We start from the raw sequence: 22,685 nt of genomic DNA, 5'->3' as shown, positions 1-22,685 counted from the left end.
TGACCATGAACCTGCCGTCCATGCGGCTCGACGTGCGTGACAGCGTCGCCCACCTGACCTTCACGCAAGGCGAACGCGGCAATCCGATCGACGGCGATTTCTGCGCCGATATCCGCACGGTTTCGATCGAACTCGGCGCCCGGGCCGACGTCCGCGCCGTCCTTGTCACCGCCGAGGGCAAGACCTTCAGCGTCGGCGGCGACATCAATGCCTTCACCGCCGACCTCGATGGCCTGCCGGCGAAGGTCACGCGCTGGGCCGGCGATCTGCATGACGGCATTGCCCGCCTGCAGCGCCTGAACGCGCCGGTGATCGCCGCCGTTCACGGTATCTGTGCCGGGGGCATGACGGCCTTCGTCGCCGGGGCGGATGTGGTGCTGGCGTCCGACAAGGCCCGTTTCGTCTCGGCCTATACCGGCATCGGCTACAGCTGCGACGCCGGGGCCTCGATCATGCTGTCGCGCCGGCTGGGCCATGCCCGGGCCAAGCGTTTCCTGTTGTTGGGCGAGACGCTGGATGCCGCGGCGGCGCAGGCGGCCGGCCTCGCCGACGAGGTGACCGCGCCGGAAGAGCTGACCGCCCGGGCCGAAGCCCTGGCCCGCCAGCTGGCCGCCGGCCCCAGCTTCGCCTATGGCGAGATCAAGCGCCTGTTCCAGACCGTCGGCCACGAGCCGCTGGAGGCGCAGCTCGCCCTCGAGGCGGCTTCGATCGCCCGTTCGGCGGGCACGCAGGATGCGCGGGGGGCCTTGCTGGCTTTCCGCGACAAGGAACGCCCGACCTTCGCGGGCCGCTGACGGCGACGAAAGGCCAGGAGACAGAAACGATGTGGGTCTATCCCGAAATCCGCACCCTTGGTGATCTCAGCACCTATTACGGCCGCAAGGCCCCCGACCGCCGCGTCTTCTCGTTCGAGGGGCGAGAGGTGACCTGGAAGGCGCTCGACGAGCGCGCCAACCGCCTCGCCCATCGCCTGATCGCGGAAGGGATCGTGCGCGGCGATTGCGTCGCCTTCCTCGGCAAGAACAGCGACGAGTTCTTCGTCGCCATGCTGGCCGTGGCCAAGGTGGGCGCGGCTTTCCTGCCGCTGAACTGGCGCCTCGCCGCCGGGGAACTGGCCGATGTGCTGGCCGACAGCCAGCCCAGGCTGATCATCGCCGACAAGGAGCATCAGGCCCAGCTGCCGGGCGCGCCCTTCGTCCTGCCGCCGATGATGCGGATCGGCGAGGGGCTGGCGCTCGATTCCTATGCCGCCGATCAGGCGGCGACGGCGCCCGACCTCTTCGTGTCCGAGGATGACACGGCGATCCTGCTTTATACTTCGGGCACCACCGGCCGGCCCAAGGGCGTCATGCTGTCCCACGGCGGCATCAACCGGATGCGCCTGTGCGAGCATCTCGAAGCCGCCTATCAGTGGCGTGACGACGACAGTTTCCTGTTCGCGCTGCCGAACTTCCACCTGCTCGGCATCGGTCTGTCGCTGCAGTGCCTTTACAACGGCCTGTCGCTGACCATCCTGCGCCGCTTCGATCCCGCTGAATCGCTGGCGGCGATCAGCAAGGAGCACCCGACCCTGCTGGTGTTGACCCCGACCATGATCCAGATGCTGCTGGACCATCCGGATTCGGCCAAGACCGATTATTCGTCGCTGCGCCTGACCATGTACGCGGGCTCGCCCATCTCGCTTGGCCTGATCAAGCGGGCGATCGCCGCCATGCCCTGCCGCTTCATGCAGTTCTATGGCGCGACCGAGACCGCGGGCGCCGTCTCGCTGCTGCGGCCCGAGGAGCATGACCTGACCGACGAGGCCAAGCTGAAATCCTGCGGCCGGCCTCTGCCGCTGATCGAGATGCGCATTCTCGACGACAGGGGCGAGGAGGTGACCGACGGCTGCCCGGGCGAGCTTTTCGTCCGCTCCCCCGCCATTGCCCTCGGCTACTGGCGGAACAGGGAGGCGACCCAGTCGGTGTTCAGGGACGGCTGGTATCGCACCGGCGATATCGCGCTGAAGGATGCCGAAGGTCTCTATTACATCGTCGACCGGGCGAAGGACATGATCGTGACCGGCGGCGAGAATGTCTATTCCGCTGAAATCGAGCATGTATTGTCGGTCCATCCCGCCGTGGGCGCCGTTGCCGTCATCGGCGTACCGGACGAGCGTTGGGGCGAGGCGATCAAGGCGGTCGTGGTGCCGGCGGCCGGCGCCGAGATCGACCCGGCCGAGCTGACCGCGTTCTGCCGCGAGCATCTCGCCACCTATAAGGTTCCGAAGAGCTTCGACATCGTCGAGACCATGCCGATGACGGGAACCGGCAAGATATCGAAGAAGGATCTTCGGACCAAATACTGGTCCGGCCTGCAACGCTCTGTCGCCTGACGGCGAACAGTCCGGAAGGGCGGCTTCGGCCGCCCTTTTTCGTGCCACAAAGCGGTTGGACTCCCATACTTAGGTTAGTCCCGTTTCGGCACGAACCCCCGTCTGCCCGGGCCATGCTCGGCTAGAATAAGCCATCGAAATGCCGGCCGCACAGGAGCCGGTTTGGGGATGGAACAGGGGACGGGAAAGAATGCGACTCTCACACATCTGGGCGTCGGTCGCCGCGGGCGCCATGGTCATCGGGGCGCCCTGGGTCGCCGCGCAGGGCACGGGCGAAGCCAGCACTGCCGCGGTGGCGCAGACCAGCTTCCAGCTCGATGCCTTCGGTGGCGGCGACGAGAACGGCGGCTATTGGGGCGGCGCGCCCAGCGTTACAGTGCCGCTCAGCCAGAACCTCGGGCTGCAGATCGACGGCATCGGGGGCATGGCCTCGGATTCCGTCGATTACTACGGCGGCGCGGCGCAATTGTTCTATCGTGACCCGCAGCAACTCCTGCTCGGCGCGGCGGTGACCGGCCTCGTCGTCGACGGCGAGACGCAATTCAGCGTCTCGGCGATCGGCGAATATTACCTGGATAAAGTCACGCTCGAGGCCATGGCCGGCTTCAACAGCGGCGATCTGCTCGACGGCAGCGCCTTCGCCCGTGTCGGCTTCTCGTTCTATGGCGGCGAGGATTTCCGCTTCGGTGGCGGGGTCAGCTATTCGGACGAGAACAAGCTCGGCGCCGATGTCGAGATGGAGTACCGCATCGCGCCCGAGAACGGCATCGCGCTCTTTGCCTCGGGCGCCTTCGACAAGAACGGCGATCTCGGCCTCGCCGGGGTGCGCTTCTACCTCAACGACATGAAGGGGCAGACCGAATCCGGCTTGCCCTCGCTGAAGGAAATTCACCGTAACCTCGGCCGGCGCAACATCTTCCTGGCGTCGTCGTCCGTGGTCGGCACGCGCTTCATCGGCCAGGCGGCTGGTGCGCTCTCGGGCGGCGATGGTTTCGGTGAAATCCAGCCGGTCTCCACGCCCTCTTCGTCGGTCGGGGCCAACGCGGCCGCGGCGGCCAGCGATCCGCTGTCGCTGGTCACGGATGTGCTGAACTCGGTCCTTCCCACCACGGATACCGGTACACCGCTGGACGGCGTGCCCGTCGTCGGCGATCTGCTGGGCTCGGTGGTCAATCTCCTGTCGCCGGAGACGACACGGGTCGGCGATCTGCCGACGGCGCCGGGCGCGCTCGCGAATCTGCCGCTGGTTGGCGATCTCGTCAGCCTGTTGCCCGCTCAGGGCGTGCCGGCGCTGCTGGGCAGCCTACAGCCGCAGTTCGTTCTCGAGAACCTGGTACCGTCCCTGCTCGGCGGCCTGACCGACCCGGCGACCCTGACCAGTATGCTGGGCAATCTCGGGACGGGGTCGCTCGGCAATCTGCTGGGCGGTGTGCTCGGTGACGTGCCGCTGCCGTCGCCGCTGTCTCTGCCGCTGGCATCGCTCGCATCGCTGTAACCCTGACGACGAGCGGACAAAAAAAGACGCCCACCGGATCATCTCCGGTGGGCGTTCGAGTTTAGGCCCTGGCGGGGGAGGAGAGTCAGTAACCCGCCAGGCCTTGTTTCGCCTGCTCGTAGTCACGGGCGAGACGACCGATGAACTCGGATGCCTTTTCGCTGCGGTCGATGGCGCCAATGCCCTGTCCCGCGCTCCAGATGTCGCGCCAGGCCTTGGCGTTGCTGCCGCCGTCCTTGATGTTGATCTCGGCGTCGGGCGCGCGGACCAGCGCCTTGGGATCGAGACCGTTGGCCTCGATCGAGGGGCGCAGGAAGGTCGCCGGCACGCCGGTGAAGCAATTGGTCACGACGATGTCGGAAGCCCCGCAGGCGACGATCATGTCCTTGAAGCCCTGCTGGGTATTCGCTTCCTCGCTGGCGAGGAAGGGCGAGCCGATATAGGCGAGGTCGGCGCCCAGCACTTCCGCGGCGAGCACGCTGCGACCGTTGGCGATACAGCCCGACAGGGCGAGCGGCCCGTCCCACCACGCGCGGATTTCCTGCATCAGGGCGAAGGGCGAGATATTGCCGGTGTGGCCGCCGGCCCCGGCCGCGACGGCGATCAGGCCATCGACGCCGGATTCGGCGCAGCGGACGGCATGGCGGTTGTTGATCACGTCGTTGAAGACGAGGCCGCCGTAACCGTGGATGGCGTCGACGATCTCGGCCGGCGCCGCTAGCGAGACGATGACGATGGGCACCCTGTGGGCGACGATCACCTCGAGGTCGGCGGCCACCCGGTCGTTCGACTTATGCGCCACGATGTTGATGGCATAGGGCGCCGCCGGCTTGCCGGGATGGCCCGCGTCATGGGCGGCGAGCTCGGCGCGGATTTCGGTCAGCGCCTGATCGAGAAGGGCGGTCGAGCGCAGGTTGAGCGCGGGCAGGGAGCCGATGATGCCGGCCTTGCATTGCTCGACCAGCAGTTTCGCCGTGGAGGCGATGAACATGGGGCCGGCGAAGACCGGCAGCCGCAGGCCCCGGCGAAGGGAATGGGCGAGTTCCCGCGAGCCCTTGTGCATGACGGTCATGATGGCGTGCTCTCCCCGTTCAGTTCGGCGTAACCCTGGTCGAGCACCAGGCGCTCGCCGAGGTGGGCAGTGAAATGGATGTGGTCGCCTTCGCGCCACAGACGAAAGTTCAGGGTATCGCCCGGCAGGACGATGCCCGAGAAGCGCATGGCGAGATGGCGCAGCGCAGAGGGGTCGTTGCCGGCGAAGGCGCCGAGCACCACGCGCCCGGCCATGCCATAGGAAGCGAGACCGTGCAGGATCGGCCGGGAAAAGCCGGCGCTGGCGGCGACCGCCGGATCGGCGTGGAGCGGGTTCCAGTCGCCGGACAGGCGGTAGATGAGCGCGGCGCGGGGCGAGGTCGGCACCGCGACGACGGCATCCGCTTCCCGCTCCGGGCGCGCCGGCAGCTCGTCCCGGACCGGCGGCGGACCGCCGAAGCCGCCGTCGCCGCGCAGCAGCAGGGTCTGGCGCAGGGTGCAGAACAGAAGGCCGGTCAGCTCGCTCTCGATCCGGCGCTCAAGGACGACGACGGCGCCCTTGCCCGCGCCCCGGTCGGCGACCGAGACGATGCGCGCGCGGGAGGTTACGCGGGCGCTGGCCGGCAGGGGCGCGTGGAAGGTCGCGGCCTGCGCCGAATGGACGAGGCGCACCCAGTCGATGCCCAGTTCCGGCTCCTTCACCCAGAGACCCGGCGTCGCCAGCGTGACGCCGAAGGTGGGCAGGACCTTCAGCCGGTCCTCGAGCAGGAAGCCGAGGTCGGCCGCGTCCAGCGGATCGCGGCCGAGGCCAAGGCCGAGGGCGTAGAGGATCGCGTCCCGCGCGTCATAGGACTGGCTCCTGACCGGGAACACCCAGTCGAGAAGCCGTTCGGCGGAGATGGTCATCGCGGCCTCAGACCGGGGCCCAGGTGAAGACGTCGCCCGAGCGGTGCAGGGGATAGAAGTCATTCTCGAACATCGCGAACACGCGCTCGGCGATGGTGTCCGGGGTCCAGCCGTCGCTGGTGTGGGCGGTGCGGATGGGGCGCGGCTGCGAGAACAGATAGATCTCGTTGTTGCGCACGCCAAAGATCTGGCCGGTGACCTTGGCCCCGGCATCCGAGGTCAGGGCGACGACGAAGGGGGCGATCTTCTCGGGCACGAGTTTCTTCAACCCCTCCACCCGCCTGATCTGCTCGGGCGTGGTCGCCGGGATCGAATCGACCATGCGGGTCCAGGCGAAGGGCGCGACGGCGTTGGAGCGGACGTTGAAGCGCGCCATGTCGATGGCGATCGACTTCGACAGGCCGACGATGCCGAGTTTGGCCGCCATGTAATTGGCCTGCCCCATGTTGCCGATGAGGCCCGAGGTCGAGGACATATGGACGAAGGCGCCCGAGGCCTGTTCCTTGAAATAGGGCGCGGCGGCGCTGCTCGTATTGAAGCAGCCCTTCAGGTGGACGGCGAGAACGGCGTCGAAATCCGCCTCTTCCATCTTGTGGAACAGCGTGTCGCGCAGGTTGCCGGCATTGTTCACCACGGCGTCGATGCGGCCGAAGGTCTCGACCGCCGCCCTGATCATCTCCTTCGCGTCGGCATTCGAGGCGACGCTGCCGTGGTTGGCGATGGCCTTGCCGCCCGCCGCGCGGATTTCCGCGACCACCTGTTCGGCGGGGGAGCCATCCTCCGCCCCTTCGCCCTTCAGCGAGGTGCCGAGATCGTTGACGACGACGGCAGCGCCGGCCGCCGCCATCTCGAGCGCGATACCCCGGCCGACGCCCCGGCCGGCGCCGGTGACGAGGACGGTCTTGCCCGCCATGCTGGCGATTGTCGATGTCATGATGCTGGACCTCGCGGGCTTCAATAGGATTTGGGCAGGTCCAGCACCTTCTCGGCGATGAAGCAGAGAATGAGCTGTTCCGTGATCGGGGCGATGCGGGTGACGGTCACCTCGCGCAGCAGGCGCTCGACGTGATATTCCTTGGCGTAGCCGAAGCCGCCATGGGTCAGCACCGCTTGCAGGCAGCTGTCGTAACCGGCGCGGGCGCCGAGGAATTTCGCCGAATTCGCCTCGGCGCCGCAGGGTTTGCCGGCGTCATAGAGCTGGGCCGCGCGCATCGCCATCAGCCAGGCGCTTTCGAGATACATCCAGCGTTCCGCCAGCGGGTGCTGGATGCCCTGGTTCTGGCCGATGGGGCGGTCGAACACCACGCGGTCCTGGGCGTATTTCGCCGCCCGGCGCAGGGCGTCCTGACCGATGCCGATGGCCTCGACCGCGATCAGCACCCGCTCCGGGTTCAGGCTGTGCAGGATATAGGAAAAGCCCTTGCCTTCCTCGCCGATGCGGTCTTCGTCGGGGATGAACAAGCCGTCGATGAAGATCGCGTTGGAATCGACCGCCTTGCGGCCCATCTTGGGGATCTTGCGCACTTCGATCTTGGAGCGGTCGAGATCGGTATAGAAGATGGTGATGCCGTCGGTCGGGCGCTTCGCATCCTCGTAGCGCGTCGTCCGGGTCAGCAGCATGATCTTGTTGGCGACCTGCGCGGTCGAGGTCCAGACCTTCTGGCCGTGCACGATGTAACCGCCCTCGACCTTCTCGGCGAAGGTCTTGATGCGGGTCGTGTTCAGGCCGGCGTCGGGTTCGGTGAAGCCGAAGCAGACCTGATCCTCGCCCGAGATCAGGCGCGGTACCCAGCGGGATTTCTGCTCGTGCGTGCCGTGGACGACGATGGGGTGCGGCCCGAACAGGTTGATGTGCACGGCCGAGGTCGCGGCCATGCCGCCGCCGTGGCTGGCGACCTCATGCATCATGATCGCCGCCTCGGTCACGCCGAGGCCGGCGCCGCCATATTCGACCGGCATGGTGATGCCGAGCCAGCCGGCTTCGGCCATGGCGCGGTGGAACTCGAAGGGGAATTTTCCGTCCTCGTCGCGTTCCAGCCAATATTCGTCGTCGAAGCGGGAGACGACGGCGCGCACGCCCTCGCGGATCGCGCGGTGGTCCTCGTTGTCGGTCAGGTCGGTCGGGGTAAAGGCGTTCATGGCGCGTCCTCAGGCTTCGGCGGCGGCCAGCACGCGCCGCGCCTGCTTCAGATGGGGGATGTCGTACATCTTGCCGTCGATGCCGATGGTGCCGGCGTCGGGCGCCGCCGCGAAGGCGTCGACGATGCGCCTTGCATGGGCGATGTCCTCGGCCGCCGGGGTGAAGCAGCGGTTGATCACCTCGACCTGATCGGGATGGATGGCGATGCGGCCGGTGAAACCGTCGCGCCGCGAAATCCGGCAGCTCGCCGCGAGACCTTCGGGGTCGCGGAAGTCCGTATAGAGCGTGTCGATGGGCGCGACATCGGCGGCGGCGGCGGCGAAAAGGCACATCGAACGGGCGACGCGGTAGGGGAAGCTCCAGTCGCCATCCGCGTCCTTGTTGGCGGTCGCGCCGATGGCGGCGCCCAGATCCTCCGCCCCCCAGGTCAGGCCGGCGAGGCGGGGATGGGCAGGGGCATAGGTGCCGAGGTTGAACATGGCGCTCGGCGTCTCGGTCGCGACGACGAGGATCTTCACCGTGCTGGGCGCCATGCCGGCCTGGGCTTCCAGCGCGTCGAGATAATGGCCGATGCGCATTATGTCGGCGGCGCCGTTCGACTTCGGCACCAGGATGGCGTCGAGGCCGGGGCGCACCACGGCGGCGAGGTCCTCGAGGGTGAGGCCGGTGTCGAGGGCGTTGACGCGGACGACGCAATGCCAGCGTCGGTCGGTCGCCGCCGCGATCAGGTCGCGGACGATGAAGCGGGCCTCGGCCTTGCGGCTGGGCGCCACCGCGTCCTCGAGATCGAGGATCAGGGCGTCCGCGCCGACGGTGGCGGCTTTGGCGAATTTCTTCTCGCTGTCGCCGGGCACGAAGAGCAGGGAGCGCAGCCTCATGCCGGCTTCCTCAGCATCAGGGCGACGCGGCGGCAATAGGCCACTTCCTCGTTCCGCTGGTTGAAGCCGCGGTGCTCGAAGGTGACGATGCCCTGGGTCGGGCGGGATTTCGACTCGCGGATGCCGACGACGACGGATTCGGAACGCAGCGTGTCACCGGCGAAGACGGGCTTCGCGAAACGCACCTCTTCCCAGCCGAGGTTGCCGACCGTGGTGCCGAGGGTGGTGTCATAGATCGACAGGCCGACGACGAGGCCCAGCGTGAAGATGCTGTTCATCAGCGGCTTGCCGAATTCCGTGCCCTTGGCGTATTCGGCGTCGATGTGAATGGCCGCCGGATTATAGGTCAGGCTGGAGAACAGGATGTTGTCCATCTCCGTCACCGTGCGCCGGACCTCGTGCACGAAGGTCTGGCCGACCTCGAATTCCTCGAAATAACGCCCTGCCATGTTTTCCTCCCGTTATTGTCAGTCGAGCCGGCCGAGGATCGAAACCGCGGCCACGCTATTGAAGGGGGCGCCGCCCAGATTGTGGGTCAGGCCGAAGTCCACGGTGGCGCGCTGGCGCTCGCCCGCGCGGCCGAGCAACTGGCTGTAGACCTCATAGGCCATGCGCAGGCCGGATGCCCCGACCGGGTGGCCGAAGCACTTCAGGCCGCCGTCGATCTGGCAGGGCAGGGTGCCGTCCCGGTCGAACCTGCCGTCCAGGATATCGAAGGGCGCGCGGCCCTCGTCCGACAGGCCGAGGTCTTCCATGGTCACAAGCTCGGTGATCGAGAAACAGTCGTGCACCTCGGTCAGGCCGAGCTGGACGCGGGGGTCGTTGATGCCGGCCTCGGCATAGGCGCGGCGCGAGGCTTCCCGCGTGTTGCGGACATAGGAGCCGTCCCAGGTGCCATGCTGGCTTTCCCAGCCGTTGCTGGCGGACAGCTGGATCGCCTTCACCGTGACGATGTCGCGCTTGCCAAGGCCCCGGGCGATATCGGGCGTCGTCACGATGGCGCAGGCGGCGCCGTCCGAGACACCGCAGCAGTCGAACAGGCCGAGCGGATCGGCGATCAGGGGCGCGTTCAGGATCGTGTCCATGGACACGGCCTTCCGCAGATGCGCCTTGGGGTTCAGGGCGCCGTTCTGGTGGCTCTTCCATGAGACATGGGCCATGGCCCGCTTCAGGTCGCCGGCCTCGATGCCGTGGCGCCTCGCATAGGCCCCGGCCAGCTGGGCGAAGGAGCCGGGGGCGGAGCCATAGGGCATCCACAGGTCATTGGCGAGGCCCTTGGTGCGCAAGGGCAGGCCGCCATAGCCGGTGTCCTTCAGCTTCTCGACGCCAAGCGCGAGGGCGATGTCGCAGGCCCCGGCGGCGACGGCATAGACCGCGGCGCGCAGGGCCTCGGTGCCGGTCGCGCACATATTCTCGACCCGCGTCACCGGCATCGGCCGCAGGCGCAGCGCGAAGGCGAGGGGCAGGGCGGAGTTGCCGACATTCACATCGTCGAGCGCGGCGCCCAGCCAGGCGGCCTGGATATCCTCGCGGGCGATGCCGGCGTCGGCCAGCGCCTCGGTGAAGGCTTCGACCATCAGGTCTTCAGAACCTGCGTCCCAGCGCTCGCCGAAATTGGTGCAGCCCATGCCGAGAATGGCGACCTTGTCGCGAATGCCTGTTGCCATGTCTCAACCCTCCAGCGACGGACGGGCCACCGGGGCGGCCTTCCAGAAATAGGTGCGGAAGCCCCGGCGCCGGTCGGCGGATTTCACGCGGAATCGCATGGCCAGCGGATCGCCGACGGCGGGCGGGGTGCCGGCGATGTCGGTCACTTCCATCAACACGCGAGCGCCGCCCGGGAACTGGACGAGACCGAAATAGAAGGGCGGGTCCGGGCAGTAGTTCAGCCGGTCGGCGGTGATCGAGACGATGGTGCCGGTCTCGTCGGCGAGACGGACATCGGTCATCGGCGCCGCTTCGACGCCGGGGGCGACAGGCAGTCGCGTCTTGGGGAACTGGGTATTGCCGGCGGCGTCGCGCCCGCCGATGAAACCGGCCATGTCGCGGCCGTAACGCTCCAGCACCGAGGCGGAGGTCTTCTGTTCCAGCTCCGAGCGCGGACCCCAGTCGAGGTCGAGGCTGCCGGTCAGGCTGAGGAAGCGGACGTAGTCGGCAAGGCCGAGGCCCTGGCCGAGGGCCGCCCCGGCATGGCCGGCCCCGGCGACCGGCGCGCGCACTTCGAGCACCAGCACGTCGCAGCCGCCACCGAATCCCGCCAGCAGGATGCGGTCGCCGACCACCGCCTTTTCGAGCGCGAGGCCGAGGGCGAAGAAGACATGAGCCGTGCCAAGGTCGCCCGCGCCTTCCGTCACCGCCTCCGCCAGATTGGCGACCTTCAGGCCGAGGGCCCCGGCGACGGCCTTGTAAGTGCCGGTGACCGGCTCGTGCACCACGGCGGCGGCGATGTCGCCCGCCTCAAGGCCGGCGGCGTCGAGCGCGGCGCTGATCGTCGGCACGAGAATGGCGGCGACGGCGGTGTCGCGGATGAAACGCTCCTCCGCCTGATAGGGCGTGGGATGCTCGCGCGAGGCATAGACATCGACAAGGTCGTGGGCCAGCGAGGCATGGCCGAGCAGCCGGGCGCCCTCGCCATCGCCGACAAGGACGGCGGCCGCGCCATCGCCCCAGGCCAGTTGCAGGCCGTTGCCGACCTGGGTCGGGCGACGCTCGCCGGCCGCGATCAGGACATCGCCCGTGCCGCCCAGCAGGGCATCGAGCAGGGCGGAGACGCCGGCCCGCCGGCTGCCGCCGACATCCTGCGCCCGGGTCGCGGACGGCAGATGCAGCGCGTCGATCAGGATGCCGGCCTGGGACCGCTCGAAGAAGGGCGCCGAGGTGGTGGCGACCACGGCCTTGGCGATGGCGCCGGCCGGGGCGGTGGCGAGGCGCGCCGCCTCCACCGCGAGGGTCAGCGCGTCCTCGTCGAAGGCGGCGACGGCGCGGCGGCCGGTGCGGGGGCCGCCGAGGCCCGACCAGCGCAAGGCCTTCGCCGCCGTCTGGCGGTCGAGCCGCAGCAGGGGCAGATAGGCGCCCAATCCCGTGATGCTTCTGGTGGCCATCGTCGATCCGTTTCCAGTCCCGTTGGATCGACTTAATAACTCGCTTGCTTATGGTACGCAAGTGTACGATAAAGGTGCCGCGAGTGATTGATGCAGAAGGAGCAGATTGGCGCTAGTACATGGATTCTGCCGTTTTTGAAGGAGAAGTCCATGGGCCCGGATCTGAATTGGAGATTGCGACTCGGTTTCCTAGTGCACGATGTATCGCGGTTGCGCCGCAACGTGACCGACCGGGTTCTGAAGCCGCTGAACGTGACCCGTTCGCAGTGGTGGGTGCTGGCGTTCCTGTCCCGGCGGGACGGGATGCCCCAGGTCGCCCTGGCCGAGGAACTGGACCTCGGCAAGGTGGCGCTGGGCGGGCTGATCGACCGGCTCGAGGCCAACGGCCTCGTCGAGCGGCGGGCGGATCAGACCGACCGGCGGGTGAAGCGGGTCTTCCTGACCAAGGTCGGCACCAAGCTGATCAAGGACATCAGGAACAGCGTCGCCGGGGCCGAGGAGGACATCCTGCGCGGCATCGACGAGGCCGAGTTGCAGGTGATGGTGAAGGCATTGCGGGCGATGAAGGAGAACCTTCTCGAGCTGCTGGGTGGGGAGCGCGTCGAGCACGACGAAGAAGAGGTCGGGGCCGACGCCTCCTAGAGATCATGTTCCGAGGGAGGAAGAAACTTGCGTGGACTGTCGAATAAAGTCGCCATCGTCACCGGTGGCGGTCAGGGCATCGGTCGTGCCATCAGCCTGCGTCTGGCCGAAGAGGGCGCCAAGGTCGCCATTTTCGACCTGAACCCGGCGGCGGGCGAGGAAACGGCGACCCTGGCCGGCAGCGGCGCGGTCATCAAGACCTATCAGGTCGATGTTGGCGACTATGCCGCCGTGCAGGCCGCGGTCGCCGCGGTCGAGGCCGATCTGGGCCCGATCTGGCTGCTGTGCAACAACGCCGGCTGGGACAAGCCGCTCGCCTTCCTCAAGTCCGATCAGGCGCTGTGGGACAAGATCATCCGCATCAACCTCTACGGTCCGCTGAACACCCATCACGCGGTCTGTCCGCTGATGGTGGCGCGGGGCGGCGGACGGGTCGTCAACATCGCCTCCGACGCGGCGCGCGTCGGCACCAGCGACGAGGCGGTCTATTCGGCCTGCAAGGGCGGGGTGATTTCCTTCACCAAGTCGATCGCCCGTGAACTGGCGCGCAAGGGCGTGCTGCTGAACACCGTCTGCCCCGGCCCGACCAACACGCCGATGATGCAGTCCGTGCTCGGCACCGGCGACGACGCGATCAAGTGGAAGGACGCCATGGTGCGCGGCATTCCGCTGAAGCGCATGGGCGAGCCCGAGGATTACGCCGGCATGGTCGCCTTCCTCGCCTCCGAAGACGCCAATTTCATCACCGGCCAGACCATCTCGGTCTCCGGCGGCATGAACATGATCTGACCGATCACAGACGAAGCGAACACAGGGGAACGCCATGAGCCAGGACAAGGCTTTCGAAGACATCATCTACGACGTGCGCGACCGCGCCGCCTGGATCATCATCAACCGGCCCAAGGTCTATAACGCCTTCCGCGGCCAGACCATCGAGGAATTGATCCAGGCCTTTCACCGCGCCGCCAACGACCGCGAGGTGTCCTGCATCGTGCTGACGGGCGCCGGGGAAAAGGCGTTCTGCACCGGCGGCGACCAGTCGGCCCATGAAGGTTCCTACGACGGGCGCGGCGTGGTCGGCCTGCCGATCGACGAATTGCAGGGCCTGATCCGCGACGTGCACAAGCCGGTGATCGCCCGGGTGAACGGTTTCGCCATCGGCGGCGGCAATGTGCTGGCCACCCTGTGCGATCTGACCATCGCGGCCGAAAGCGCCCAGTTCGGCCAGGTCGGACCCAAGGTCGGCTCGGTCGACGCCGGTTGGGGCACGGCCTTCCTCGCCCGTCACATCGGTGACAAGCGCGCCCGCGAGATGTGGTTCCTGAACGAGCGTTACACCGCCCGCGAAGCCCAGGAGATGGGCCTCGTCAACAAGGTGGTGCCGTTGGCCGAGCTGGATGCCGCGGTGAAGGACTGGACCGACAAGCTGGCCCAACGCTCGCCCACGGCCCTCGCCCTCGCCAAGCGCTCGTTCAACGCGGATTCGGATTCGATCCGGGGCATCGCCAATTTCGCCCTGCACGCGGTGAAACTCTATTACGACACGCCCGAATCCAAGGAAGGCGTCGCCGCTTTCAACGAGAAGCGGGCGCCCGATTTCCACAAGCATTTGCGCTAAGGCTTGGGGAAAGGCGCGGCGGTGGCACCGGTCCGTTTGCGGCCAGGCGAACTGGCCAGGGTGCTGCCGCCGGGCGGCCTTGTTTACGTTCAGGGCTGCTCCGGGGAATCCGCGGTCCTGAACCAGGCGGTCATGGCCGCCGGGGACGCCCTGGGCGAAATGACCTTCACGGGCATCTTCGTCTCGGGGCTGAACCGGGCGAGCTATCTGGCCAACCCGAGGTGCCGGGTCGACACCTTCTTCCTGACCCCGGAATTGCGGGCGGCGGGCGACAGGGTCCGTTTCCTGCCCTTCTGCTATGCCGATATCCTGAGCCACCTGCGCCGCGCGCCGATCGCGGCCGCGCTGTTTCCGGTGGCGCCGCCCGATGGCACGGGCCATTGCAGCTTCGGCCCCATCGTCGACTTCCTCGCCGATATCTGGCCGCGCATTCCCGTCCGCATCGCCCATGTCAACCCGCGCATGACCGCGACGAGGGGCCATGCAGGCATTCCCTGGGCCGAGTTGACCGCGGTCATCGAGGACGAGGGCTTCGACCTGCCGGGCATGGCGACCGGTGGCAGCGATCCGGACACGGATGCCATCGCCCGCCACATCGCCGATATCATTCCCGACGGCGCGACGATCCAGACCGGCCTTGGCAAGGTGCCGGGCGCGCTGATGCGCAATCTGACCGGTCACCGCGATCTGCGCATCCACTCCGGCCTGATCGGCGACGGCGTGCTCGACCTTCTCGAGGCGGGCGCGCTGGCGCCCGGCGTCGCGGTCAAGGGCGGGGTCGCCATCGGCGCGCCCGCGCTCTATGCCGCGGTCGGGGGCGAGGCTTTCGCCTTTCAGGGCGTATCCCATACACATGCGACCGATGTCATCGCCCGCATTCCCCGTTTCATGGCGATCAATTCGGCGATCGAGGTCGATCTCTTCGGTCAGGCCTATGCCGAGCTGACGCCGAAGGGCCTGATGTCCGGCCCCGGCGGCGCCTCCGATTTCGCACGGGGGGCGCGGTTGAGCGACGGGGGCCTGCGCATCGTCGCCCTGCCGTCGATGGCGCGGGGCGTCAGCCGGATCGTGATGCCGGGCGCGGCAAGTGGCCCGGTCTCCCTCGGCCGGTTCGATATCGACCTCGTGGTGACCGAACAGGGCGTCGCCGATCTGCGGGGGCGGGACCATGGCGGCCGGGCCGCGGCCCTGATCGCCATCGCCGCGCCCGACCAGCGCGAATCACTGGCACGGGAATACAGCGAGTTCGCCCGCCGCCTCTGAGCGGTCTTGCCATGGGCGCGACTCTGTCTTAATAGTACGCAAGCGTACGATAAACTACCGATCAAGGGCGGGAAACACGATGATCGAGCGGTCTCTCTTCAGTGAAGAGCATAACATGTTCCGGGAAACCGTTCGCCGCTTCATGGAGCGGGAAGTGGTGCCCTTTCATGCCCAGTGGGAGAAGGATGGCATCGTCCCCCGCGAGCTGTGGCTGAAGGCGGGCGAGGCCGGCCTCCTGTGCTGCACCGTGCCGGAGGAATACGGCGGCCTCGGCCTCGATTACCTGTTCGATGTCGTCGTGTTCGAGGAATTGTGGCGCGTCGGCGCCTCCGGTCCCGGCTTCCTGATCCATACCGATCTGGTCGCGACCTATATCCTGTCCTTCGGCACAGAGGAGCAGAAGCGCCACTGGCTGCCGAAGATGGTGAAGGGGGAGGCGATCGGCTCCCTCGGCATGACCGAGCCCCATGCCGGCTCCGACCTCAAGGCGATCCGGACCCGGGCGACGCGGGATGGCGACGATTTCCTGATCAATGGCCAGAAGGTCTTCATTTCCAACGGTCAGCTGTGCGACGTCATCGTGCTGGCGACCAAGACAGACAGCGCGGCGGGGGCGAAGGGTGTCACCCTGTTCCTCGTCGATACCCATACCGAAGGCTTCCGCCGGGGCAAGAACCTGGACAAGCTGGGGATGCACGCCCAGGACACCTCCGAGCTGTTCTTCGACAATGTGCGCGTGCCGGCCTCCGCCATCCTCGGCGAGGAGGGCAGGGGCTTCCAGCAGATGATGACCAAGCTGGCGCAGGAGCGTCTGGCCCAGGCCGTCCGCTCGGCGACGGTGACCGAAACCGTGATCGGCTGGACCGCCGATTATACCGCCGAGCGCAAGGCCTTCGGCCAGACCGTGGCGGATTTCCAGAACACCCAGTTCAAGCTGGCCGAGCTTCAGGCCGAGGCGGTTTCGGCCCGGGTCCTGACCGACAAATGCATCGAGCTGTTCATGCAGGGCAAGCTCGATCCGGTCGACGCCGCCATCGCCAAGATGATCACCGCCAACCTGCATTGCAAGGCGGTGGACGAATGCCTGCAGCTTCATGGCGGCTGGGGTTACATGTGGGAATATCCGATCTGCCGCGCCTATGCCGATGCCCGCATCATCAAGATCGCCGGCGGCTCCATCGAAGTGATGAAGATGATCATCGCCCGCGACCTGTTCTCGTCGCGAAAGGGCGGCCGCGCACAGGCCGCCGAATAACCAGGAAGCACCGGGAGGAAGCATCATGGCCACGGCCAACAAGGTCATCATCACCTGCGCGGTGACAGGGTCGATTCACACGCCCTCGATGTCGCCCTATCTGCCGGTGACGGCGGAAGAAATCGCGGAAGCGGCGATTGGCGCGGCCGAGGCCGGCGCCGCCATCGTCCACCTGCACGCCCGCAACCCGGTCGACGGCAGGCCCGACCAGTCGCCGGAAGCTTTCGAGCCGTTCCTCAAGGTGATCAAGCAGCGCTCCGACCTCGTCGTGAACCTGACCACCGGCGGCTCGCCCTTCATGTCGGTGGAGGAACGCATCCGCCCGGCGACGGTGTGGAAGCCGGAGGTGGCCAGCCTCAACATGGGTTCGATGAATTTCGGCCTGTTCCCGATGCTGAACCGCTTCAAGGAGTTCAAGCACGAATGGGAACCCCAGATGCTGGAGAATTCCCGCGATCTCGTGTTCCGCAATTCCTTCAAGGATATCGAATACGCGCTGCGCACCCTGAACGAGACCGGCACCCGCTACGAGTTCGAGTGTTACGACACAAGTCACCTCTATAATCTGCATTACTTCTGGCAGATGGGCCTCGTGAAGGCGCCGCTGTTCATCCAGACCGTGTTCGGCCTGCTCGGCGGGATCGGTGCCCATCAGGAGGACGTGCTGCACATGAAGCGCACGGCCGACCGCCTGTTCGGCGACAATTACCGCTGGTCGGTGCTGGGCGCCGGCCGCGCGCAGATGCCGGTCGCGGCCATGGGCGCGGCCATGGGCGGCAATGTCCGCGTCGGCCTCGAGGATTCGCTGTGGCTCGGCAAGGGCAAGTTCGCCGAGAGCAATGCCGCCCAGGTGACCCAGGTGCGCCAGATCCTCGAAGGCCTTGGCCTCGAGATCGCGACGCCGGCCGAAGCCCGGGACATCCTCGCGCTCAAGGGCGCCGACCAGGTGGCGTTCTGATCATGCTGCAAACCGCGACCCGCACGAGCGGCGACGACTCGCTCGACCTGTTCCGCGACCAGTTCCGCCGCTTCCTCGAGCGGGAGTTCACGCCGAACCTCGCCCGCTGGGAAGAGCAAGGCATCGTCGACAAGAGCTTCTGGCGCAAGATGGGCGAGGCCGGTTACCTCTGCCCCTCGGTGCCGGAGGAATACGGCGGCCTCGGCCTCGATTTCCGCTATAACGCCGTCCTCAACGAAGAGCTGACCTATGCCGGCTCGACCGACACGGTGACCCTGCAGTCCGACATCACCGTCGGTTACATGCAGAACCACGGCAGCGAGGAGCAGAAGGCCCATTGGCTGCCGCGCATGGTGACGGGCGAAACCATCGTCGCCATCGCCATGACCGAGCCGGGCGCCGGCTCCGACCTTCAGGGCGTGCGCACCACGGCGATCCGGGATGGCGGCGATTACATCGTCAACGGCTCCAAGACCTATATCACCAACGGTCAAAACGCCGATCTGGTCATCACCGTCGCCAAGACCAACCCGGGCGAGGGGGCGAAGGGCACCAGCCTGATCCTGGTCGAGGCGGATCGCCCCGGCTTCTCGCGCGGGCGCAACCTCGACAAGATCGGCCAGTTCTCGTCCGACACCAGCGAGCTGTTCTTCGCCGATGTCCGGGTGCCGGTCTCCCATGTCCTCGGGGCCGAGAACCGGGGCTTCGCCGTCCTGATGAACGAGTTGGTGCAGGAGCGCCTGTCGATCTCGATCACCGCGCAGGCCGCGGCCCAGCGCGCCTTCGACGAGGCCGTCGCCTTCACCAAGGAGCGGGTCGCCTTCGGCCAGAAAGTGTTCCAGTTCCAGAACACCCGCTTCACCCTCGCCGATCTGGCGGCCAAGCTGCAGGTCGGCTGGGCCCATCTCGACTGGGCGATCGGGCGCCATGTCGCGGGCAAGCTGACCGCCGCCGAAGCCTCGGCTTCCAAGCTGTGGCACACGGAGGTCCAGTGGGAGATCATGGATGCCGCGCTCCAGCTCCATGGCGGGGCCGGTTACATGAACGAATATGCCATCGCCAAGCTGTGGCGCGATGCCCGCGTCCGGCGCATCTATGGCGGCTCTTCCGAGATCATGAAGGAATTGCTCAGCCGCAGCATCTGAGCGGCAAACGAAAGGCGGCGGACCTTCGGACCCGCCGCCTTTTTGTTTGTCATCAGGCCGTCAGGATCATGGCGGACAGGCCGGCGGCGATGCCGGCGGTCCACAGATTGGCGGCGACGCGGAAGGCCAGGGGGGCGTCCCGCAGTTCCATGAAATCGAGGGCGACGAAACGGACCTTGATCATGGCGACGACCACGATGGCGACGCTGGCCAGCCGATGGTCGGAAATGCCGAGGCCATGGCCGATTTCCCACGACGCGACGGTGGCCAGCACGAGCAGGAGCCAGATCGCCGAGAGGCGATGAAGGAGCAGCGCGCGCATGATCACACCAGAAGATAGAGGAGGGCGAAGAGAACGATCCACAGCACGTCGACGAGGTGCCAGAAGCTGGCGCCGCTTTCGATATGCTGAAGGTTTACCGCTTGCGGCGGCCGACCGCGCAGATAGGCGATCATGGCCAGCAGCACGCCCATGCCGATCACCACATGGATCATGTGGAAGCCGGTATAGGCGAAATAGAACATGAAGAAATCGCTGGTCTCGGGCGTCAGGCCGGCCTCGAACTTGGCGCCATATTCGAGAACCTTGACCGTGCCGAAGCCAAGACCGCAGGCGAGCGCGAAGGCGAAACAGGCGACCGCCGTGCGACTTGCCCGGCGCCGTGCCGCCCGAACGCCGGTCGCGACGAACCAGGAACTGGTCAGCAGCAACAGGGTATTGACGAGGCCGAGGGTCTGATCGAGATGCGCGCGCCCCGCCGCGAAGACCTCGGGCGCGTCGGCGCGATAGGACAGGAACGTCGCGAAGAGCAGAGAGAACAGCACGAGGTCGCCAGCGATGAACAGCCACACGCCCGCTTCGCCCGGCACATGGCCGGGCTGGCGGGGCATGGCCCTTGCCGATGGAAGGGCGCTCATCACGCGGCCCGGGCGCGCTTGTCGGCGGCGATGGCGCGCAGCGTGACCGTGCTCATCACCAGCATCCAGCCGAAGAACACGGCGAAGACGAACCAGAAGGAAATCAGGCCGTCATAGGCGAAGGGCCCGGTCTTGAAGAATTCGATCAGCCCGGCCGGGATGATCAGCACGGCCGTCCACAGGTTGAAGAAGCCAACCCAGCGCGGGAAAATCGTCGGGACATTGTAATCCTTGAAGATCGCCACCGCGATGAAGATCATGAACAGCGCGAAGGGCGGCCAGCTCAGGATGAAGATGAACCAGACGAGATCGTTCATCACCTGCAGGAAATGGGGATCGAGTTCCTCCGGCCGGAACGCCAGCGCGGCCCAGGTGATCGGCATCAGCAGGAAGAAGACGTAACCGCCGCCGATATTGGCGATGGAGGCATAGGTCAGCACGGGAATGCCTCGTTCCATCCGGCGGATGTAGAAGGCAATCGAAATCGCCCAGGTCGACCAGAAGGTGTAGCAGATGCACTGGATCAGGGTGCCGATGCGGATGCCCACCTTGCGCTCGATGAAGATGCGGGCCAGTTCATCCGCCGGCAGCGCGGGCGAGGGGGGCGGAATGAAGCCCATCAGCCAGCCTTGCGTTACCACGAGCGACAGGACCAGCGCGACGCCGGTATAGGCGAAGGTTTTCGCGATCCCGCTGTCGATTGTTTGTTCTTGCATGATTGTTCCTCCCGGAAGTCATCATCGTATGGATGCGTATGATGATGGACAGAACCGAAAGGTTGGGGTGCCTTCAGATCAGCACATGACCGCCGTCGCCGAGCAGGGTAGTGCCGGTCAGGATCGGGGTCGTCATGGCGGTGAGATACAGCCGGGCGATATCGTCGGCTGTGGCGATGCGCCGGGCCGGCAGGGCGGCGGCGGTTCTCTCGAAATAGGCGCGGCGCTTGTCGTCCGGCAGGGCGGACCACAAAGGCGTGTCGACAAGACCGGGGGAGACGACATTGACCCGGGTCGGCGCCAGTTCGAGGGCGAGCCCCCGCGCCAGTCCCTCGATCGCGGCGTTGATCGCGCCAGCGATGACGCGGCCCGGCGCCGGCCGCAGCGCGAAGGCGCCGGACGTCAGGGTCAGCGAGCCCCCTTGGATGATCGGCGTGGCGGCGGCGACGCGCCAGGCGCCCCAGAATTTGGCGTTCATTCCGCTCTGCGCATCGCTCGTCGACTGTTTGCGGATCGGGCCGGTGCGGACGTCGCCGGCCGTGACCGCGACATGGTGCCAGGGGGTGGTGCCGGCCAGGACTTCCCGGGCCACGTCGTCCGCGATGTCGAGGGGCAGCGTGGCGACCGGGAAGGGGAGGACATTCGCCGCCTCTTCCAGCCGCGCCGCCGACCTGCCGGCGATGGTGACATCCGCGCCGGAAGCGGCCGCGCGCCGGGCGACGGCAAGCCCGATGCCCGAGGAGCCGCCGATCACGAGGACACGCTGGTTCTGAAGTTCCATCTTGCTTTTCCTCCCGCCATATAGTTCGTATGCGTACCATATGGCGGGGCACGCCGCCACAAGACCGAAGCCCAGGGGAGGCACAGATGACCGATTATCCGAACTTGCGCGAATTCCGGATCGAGGAAAGCCGCGACGGCATCATCCATCTCGTCTTCGACATGCCGGGCCGGACGATGAACGTCTTCTCCAACGCCGCGATCCACGAAATCGGCCGCTTCGCCGACTGGCTGCGCGGCAGCGACGTTCGGGGTGTCGTGCTGCGCTCGGGCAAGGCGACGGGTTTTTGCGCCGGCGCCGATCTGAACGAACTGGGCGTCGCCTACGACATGATCATGGCGAGCCCGGCCGAGGAGCGGACGCGGGTCGCCTATGATCACTTCTTTCCCTTGAGCCGGGGCCTGCGGGCGCTGGAGACGGCGGGCAAGCCGGTCGCGGTGGCGGTCGATGGCCTTGCCCTCGGCGGTGGCTGCGAATTCGCCCTGGCCGCCCATTACCGGGTGCTGACCGACAACCCGAAGACGGCCCTCGGCCTGCCGGAATCGCTGGTCGGCCTGTTGCCCGGTGCCGGCGGCACCCAGAGGATGCCGCGCGTGGTCGGGGTCGAGGCCGCCTTGCCGATCCTGCTCGACGGCGGGCGCTTCACCCCAGCGACGGCCCTTGCCGCCGGCCTTGCCCACGCCGTGGTGGCGCCGGGTGAGGAGGTGGCGGCGGCCGAACACTGGATTCTGTCGGCCCCCGAAGCCTCCCAGCCCTGGGACAGGACGGATGCGCCTGCCATCGACCTGAAGGCGGTGTCGGCCCTGATCGACGCGGCCTGGTCGCGCGCCCTGGGCCAACCCGGTGAATTCTACCCGGCGCCCTTCGCCATTCTGGACTGTATCCGGGGCGGTATCGGCCAGGACATGGACCGCGCCATCGCATGGGAAATGACGGTCTTCGCCGGCCTCATCCAGCGGCCGGAGCCGCGGAACATGATCCAGACCCTGTTCCTCGGCAAGCTGGAGCATGACAGGCGGGCCAAGGCCGATACCCTGCCGCCGTCGCTGGATCTGGTGAAGGCGGCCGTGCTGGGTGCCCTTCGCTTCGAATGCGAGCGGGCGGGGGACGAGGCGCTGGCCAAGGCTGCCCTCGACGTTCTGGGTCTTGGCGCCGCGATGGCGGCGATCCGCGCGGCGGCGCCGGTCGAGGCTGCCGCGCAGATGCCGGCGAAGGCCGGTCATTTCTGGTTCGAGAATGATCAGGACCGGCCGGAGCGGGCGCTCGCCGCCCGGCTCCTGCTCGCCTCCGCCGCGGCAGCGGGAAAGGTGACGGTGGCCGAGGCGGACCGGCGCACGGTCGATTATGCCATGGTGTCCGGCCTCGGCTATCCCGCCTATGTCGGCGGGCCGCTGGCCCTCGCGCGTTACCGGGACGAGCGAGCGAAAGCCCGGCTGGTCGCCTGAGGGGCGAAAGCGGGGCGG

23 protein-coding genes are annotated in these 22,685 nt (G+C 67.1%); 11 read left to right on the top strand and 12 right to left on the bottom strand.

What is annotated here, in order from left to right; genetic code table 11:
* Positions 1 to 5: 5 nt before the first annotated feature.
* The 3 genes from DKG74_RS05890 (at position 6) to DKG74_RS05880 (ending at position 3,869) form a co-directional block, all read left to right on the top strand.
* On the top strand, positions 6 to 794 hold the full coding sequence (locus DKG74_RS05890) for an enoyl-CoA hydratase/isomerase family protein (protein WP_165837549.1): 789 nt from the start codon (positions 6 to 8) through the stop codon (positions 792 to 794).
* A gap of 29 nt (positions 795 to 823) precedes the next feature.
* Complete coding sequence (locus DKG74_RS05885; RefSeq protein ID WP_109903591.1) at positions 824 to 2,374, top strand: long-chain-fatty-acid--CoA ligase; 1,551 nt, start codon at positions 824 to 826, stop codon at positions 2,372 to 2,374.
* 190 nt (positions 2,375 to 2,564) lie between these two features.
* Positions 2,565 to 3,869, top strand: coding sequence for a hypothetical protein (locus tag DKG74_RS05880; protein WP_109903590.1), 1,305 nt, complete (start codon positions 2,565 to 2,567; stop codon positions 3,867 to 3,869).
* 85 nt (positions 3,870 to 3,954) lie between these two features.
* Here DKG74_RS05880 and DKG74_RS05875 read toward each other — a convergent pair whose 3' ends face one another.
* From DKG74_RS05875 to DKG74_RS05840, 8 genes are read right to left on the bottom strand one after another with little or no spacing between them, the layout of a single operon-like run.
* Positions 3,955 to 4,941, bottom strand: a complete 987-nt coding sequence (locus tag DKG74_RS05875) for an NAD(P)H-dependent flavin oxidoreductase (protein ID WP_243404032.1) — start codon at positions 4,939 to 4,941, stop codon at positions 3,955 to 3,957.
* Positions 4,938 to 5,807, bottom strand: coding sequence for a MaoC/PaaZ C-terminal domain-containing protein (locus DKG74_RS05870; protein ID WP_109903589.1), 870 nt, complete (start codon positions 5,805 to 5,807; stop codon positions 4,938 to 4,940). Before DKG74_RS05870 ends, DKG74_RS05875 begins: the two co-directional genes overlap by 4 nt.
* A gap of 7 nt (positions 5,808 to 5,814) precedes the next feature.
* Complete coding sequence (locus DKG74_RS05865) at positions 5,815 to 6,741, bottom strand: SDR family NAD(P)-dependent oxidoreductase (RefSeq protein WP_207779250.1); 927 nt, start codon at positions 6,739 to 6,741, stop codon at positions 5,815 to 5,817.
* Positions 6,742 to 6,761: 20 nt separating this feature from the next.
* Entirely contained in the window at positions 6,762 to 7,946 is a 1,185-nt protein-coding gene (locus tag DKG74_RS05860) for an acyl-CoA dehydrogenase family protein (RefSeq protein ID WP_109903587.1), read from the bottom strand.
* Positions 7,947 to 7,955: 9 nt separating this feature from the next.
* Positions 7,956 to 8,825 carry an HpcH/HpaI aldolase/citrate lyase family protein gene (locus DKG74_RS05855; RefSeq protein WP_109903586.1) on the bottom strand — a complete coding sequence of 290 codons (870 nt, stop codon included), beginning with the start codon at positions 8,823 to 8,825 and terminating at the stop codon, positions 7,956 to 7,958.
* On the bottom strand, positions 8,822 to 9,274 hold the full coding sequence (locus DKG74_RS05850) for a MaoC family dehydratase (RefSeq protein ID WP_109903585.1): 453 nt from the start codon (positions 9,272 to 9,274) through the stop codon (positions 8,822 to 8,824). Before DKG74_RS05850 ends, DKG74_RS05855 begins: the two co-directional genes overlap by 4 nt.
* Before the next feature lie 18 nt (positions 9,275 to 9,292).
* Positions 9,293 to 10,492, bottom strand: a complete 1,200-nt coding sequence (locus tag DKG74_RS05845; protein ID WP_109903584.1) for an acetyl-CoA acetyltransferase — start codon at positions 10,490 to 10,492, stop codon at positions 9,293 to 9,295.
* Positions 10,493 to 10,495: 3 nt separating this feature from the next.
* Positions 10,496 to 11,926 carry a 3-oxoacyl-[acyl-carrier-protein] synthase III C-terminal domain-containing protein gene (locus DKG74_RS05840; RefSeq protein WP_133251510.1) on the bottom strand — a complete coding sequence of 477 codons (1,431 nt, stop codon included), beginning with the start codon at positions 11,924 to 11,926 and terminating at the stop codon, positions 10,496 to 10,498.
* A 222-nt stretch (positions 11,927 to 12,148) separates the two neighbouring features.
* Here DKG74_RS05840 and DKG74_RS05835 point away from each other — a divergent pair, with 222 nt between their 5' ends.
* The 7 genes from DKG74_RS05835 to DKG74_RS05805 all read left to right on the top strand — a co-directional run bounded on the left by DKG74_RS05835 (position 12,149) and on the right by DKG74_RS05805 (position 18,807).
* Positions 12,149 to 12,568, top strand: coding sequence for a MarR family winged helix-turn-helix transcriptional regulator (locus DKG74_RS05835; protein WP_207779249.1), 420 nt, complete (start codon positions 12,149 to 12,151; stop codon positions 12,566 to 12,568).
* A gap of 27 nt (positions 12,569 to 12,595) precedes the next feature.
* Complete coding sequence (locus DKG74_RS05830; RefSeq protein ID WP_109903579.1) at positions 12,596 to 13,357, top strand: SDR family oxidoreductase; 762 nt, start codon at positions 12,596 to 12,598, stop codon at positions 13,355 to 13,357.
* Between the two features lie 34 nt (positions 13,358 to 13,391).
* Entirely contained in the window at positions 13,392 to 14,186 is a 795-nt protein-coding gene (locus DKG74_RS05825) for an enoyl-CoA hydratase-related protein (protein WP_109903577.1), read from the top strand.
* Between the two features lie 21 nt (positions 14,187 to 14,207).
* A complete protein-coding gene (locus DKG74_RS05820) occupies positions 14,208 to 15,449 on the top strand; it encodes an acetyl-CoA hydrolase/transferase C-terminal domain-containing protein (RefSeq protein WP_133251509.1) in 1,242 nt (413 codons plus the stop codon).
* Between the two features lie 79 nt (positions 15,450 to 15,528).
* On the top strand, positions 15,529 to 16,704 hold the full coding sequence (locus DKG74_RS05815) for an acyl-CoA dehydrogenase family protein (RefSeq protein ID WP_109903573.1): 1,176 nt from the start codon (positions 15,529 to 15,531) through the stop codon (positions 16,702 to 16,704).
* A 25-nt stretch (positions 16,705 to 16,729) separates the two neighbouring features.
* On the top strand, positions 16,730 to 17,662 hold the full coding sequence (gene kce / locus DKG74_RS05810; protein WP_109903571.1) for a 3,5-dioxohexanoate:acetyl-CoA acetone transferase: 933 nt from the start codon (positions 16,730 to 16,732) through the stop codon (positions 17,660 to 17,662).
* Positions 17,663 to 17,664: 2 nt separating this feature from the next.
* Entirely contained in the window at positions 17,665 to 18,807 is a 1,143-nt protein-coding gene (locus tag DKG74_RS05805) for an acyl-CoA dehydrogenase family protein (protein WP_109903569.1), read from the top strand.
* A 52-nt stretch (positions 18,808 to 18,859) separates the two neighbouring features.
* Here the strand turns inward: DKG74_RS05805 and DKG74_RS05800 are convergent, their stop codons facing one another.
* From DKG74_RS05800 to DKG74_RS05785, 4 genes are all read right to left on the bottom strand, one after another.
* Positions 18,860 to 19,129 (bottom strand): cytochrome C oxidase subunit IV family protein, encoded by a 270-nt coding sequence (locus tag DKG74_RS05800; RefSeq protein ID WP_207779248.1) that lies wholly within the window; start codon positions 19,127 to 19,129, stop codon positions 18,860 to 18,862.
* A 2-nt stretch (positions 19,130 to 19,131) separates the two neighbouring features.
* Positions 19,132 to 19,698, bottom strand: a complete 567-nt coding sequence (locus DKG74_RS05795) for a cytochrome c oxidase subunit 3 (RefSeq protein ID WP_165837548.1) — start codon at positions 19,696 to 19,698, stop codon at positions 19,132 to 19,134.
* A gap of 26 nt (positions 19,699 to 19,724) precedes the next feature.
* The gene (locus tag DKG74_RS05790; RefSeq protein ID WP_109903563.1) at positions 19,725 to 20,441 is read right to left on the bottom strand and encodes a hypothetical protein; all 717 of its coding nucleotides are present in this window, start codon (positions 20,439 to 20,441) and stop codon (positions 19,725 to 19,727) included.
* A gap of 73 nt (positions 20,442 to 20,514) precedes the next feature.
* Positions 20,515 to 21,222: an SDR family oxidoreductase gene (locus tag DKG74_RS05785; RefSeq protein ID WP_109903561.1), complete on the bottom strand. Its 708-nt coding sequence runs from the start codon at positions 21,220 to 21,222 to the stop codon at positions 20,515 to 20,517.
* Positions 21,223 to 21,308: 86 nt separating this feature from the next.
* Between DKG74_RS05785 and DKG74_RS05780 the strand changes: the two genes are divergently transcribed.
* Positions 21,309 to 22,667: an enoyl-CoA hydratase-related protein gene (locus DKG74_RS05780; protein WP_165837547.1), complete on the top strand. Its 1,359-nt coding sequence runs from the start codon at positions 21,309 to 21,311 to the stop codon at positions 22,665 to 22,667.
* The last annotated feature ends 18 nt before the right edge of the window (positions 22,668 to 22,685 follow it).

Origin of the sequence: Zavarzinia aquatilis, assembly GCF_003173035.1 — a bacterium.
Taxonomy (GTDB): domain Bacteria; phylum Pseudomonadota; class Alphaproteobacteria; order Zavarziniales; family Zavarziniaceae; genus Zavarzinia; species Zavarzinia aquatilis.
The sequence above is the reverse complement of the archived record's forward strand: the minus strand, read 5'-3'. Positions and strand labels throughout refer to the sequence as shown.

Excerpts from the sequence above, each read along its gene's own strand:
- DKG74_RS05890 (WP_165837549.1), top strand. The coding sequence starts at position 6 with ATGAACCTGCCGTCCATGCGGCTCGACGTGCGTGACAGCGTCGCCCAC.
- DKG74_RS05885 (WP_109903591.1), top strand. The coding sequence starts at position 824 with ATGTGGGTCTATCCCGAAATCCGCACCCTTGGTGATCTCAGCACCTAT.
- DKG74_RS05880 (WP_109903590.1), top strand. The coding sequence starts at position 2,565 with ATGCGACTCTCACACATCTGGGCGTCGGTCGCCGCGGGCGCCATGGTC.
- DKG74_RS05875 (WP_243404032.1), bottom strand. The coding sequence starts at position 4,941 with ATGACCGTCATGCACAAGGGCTCGCGGGAACTCGCCCATTCCCTTCGC.
- DKG74_RS05870 (WP_109903589.1), bottom strand. The coding sequence starts at position 5,807 with ATGACCATCTCCGCCGAACGGCTTCTCGACTGGGTGTTCCCGGTCAGG.
- DKG74_RS05865 (WP_207779250.1), bottom strand. The coding sequence starts at position 6,741 with ATGACATCGACAATCGCCAGCATGGCGGGCAAGACCGTCCTCGTCACC.
- DKG74_RS05860 (WP_109903587.1), bottom strand. The coding sequence starts at position 7,946 with ATGAACGCCTTTACCCCGACCGACCTGACCGACAACGAGGACCACCGC.
- DKG74_RS05855 (WP_109903586.1), bottom strand. The coding sequence starts at position 8,825 with ATGAGGCTGCGCTCCCTGCTCTTCGTGCCCGGCGACAGCGAGAAGAAA.
- DKG74_RS05850 (WP_109903585.1), bottom strand. The coding sequence starts at position 9,274 with ATGGCAGGGCGTTATTTCGAGGAATTCGAGGTCGGCCAGACCTTCGTG.
- DKG74_RS05845 (WP_109903584.1), bottom strand. The coding sequence starts at position 10,492 with ATGGCAACAGGCATTCGCGACAAGGTCGCCATTCTCGGCATGGGCTGC.
- DKG74_RS05840 (WP_133251510.1), bottom strand. The coding sequence starts at position 11,926 with ATGGCCACCAGAAGCATCACGGGATTGGGCGCCTATCTGCCCCTGCTG.
- DKG74_RS05825 (WP_109903577.1), top strand. The coding sequence starts at position 13,392 with ATGAGCCAGGACAAGGCTTTCGAAGACATCATCTACGACGTGCGCGAC.
- DKG74_RS05815 (WP_109903573.1), top strand. The coding sequence starts at position 15,529 with ATGATCGAGCGGTCTCTCTTCAGTGAAGAGCATAACATGTTCCGGGAA.
- kce (WP_109903571.1), top strand. The coding sequence starts at position 16,730 with ATGGCCACGGCCAACAAGGTCATCATCACCTGCGCGGTGACAGGGTCG.
- DKG74_RS05805 (WP_109903569.1), top strand. The coding sequence starts at position 17,665 with ATGCTGCAAACCGCGACCCGCACGAGCGGCGACGACTCGCTCGACCTG.
- DKG74_RS05800 (WP_207779248.1), bottom strand. The coding sequence starts at position 19,129 with ATGCGCGCGCTGCTCCTTCATCGCCTCTCGGCGATCTGGCTCCTGCTC.
- DKG74_RS05795 (WP_165837548.1), bottom strand. The coding sequence starts at position 19,698 with ATGCCCCGCCAGCCCGGCCATGTGCCGGGCGAAGCGGGCGTGTGGCTG.
- DKG74_RS05790 (WP_109903563.1), bottom strand. The coding sequence starts at position 20,441 with ATGCAAGAACAAACAATCGACAGCGGGATCGCGAAAACCTTCGCCTAT.
- DKG74_RS05785 (WP_109903561.1), bottom strand. The coding sequence starts at position 21,222 with ATGGAACTTCAGAACCAGCGTGTCCTCGTGATCGGCGGCTCCTCGGGC.
- DKG74_RS05780 (WP_165837547.1), top strand. The coding sequence starts at position 21,309 with ATGACCGATTATCCGAACTTGCGCGAATTCCGGATCGAGGAAAGCCGC.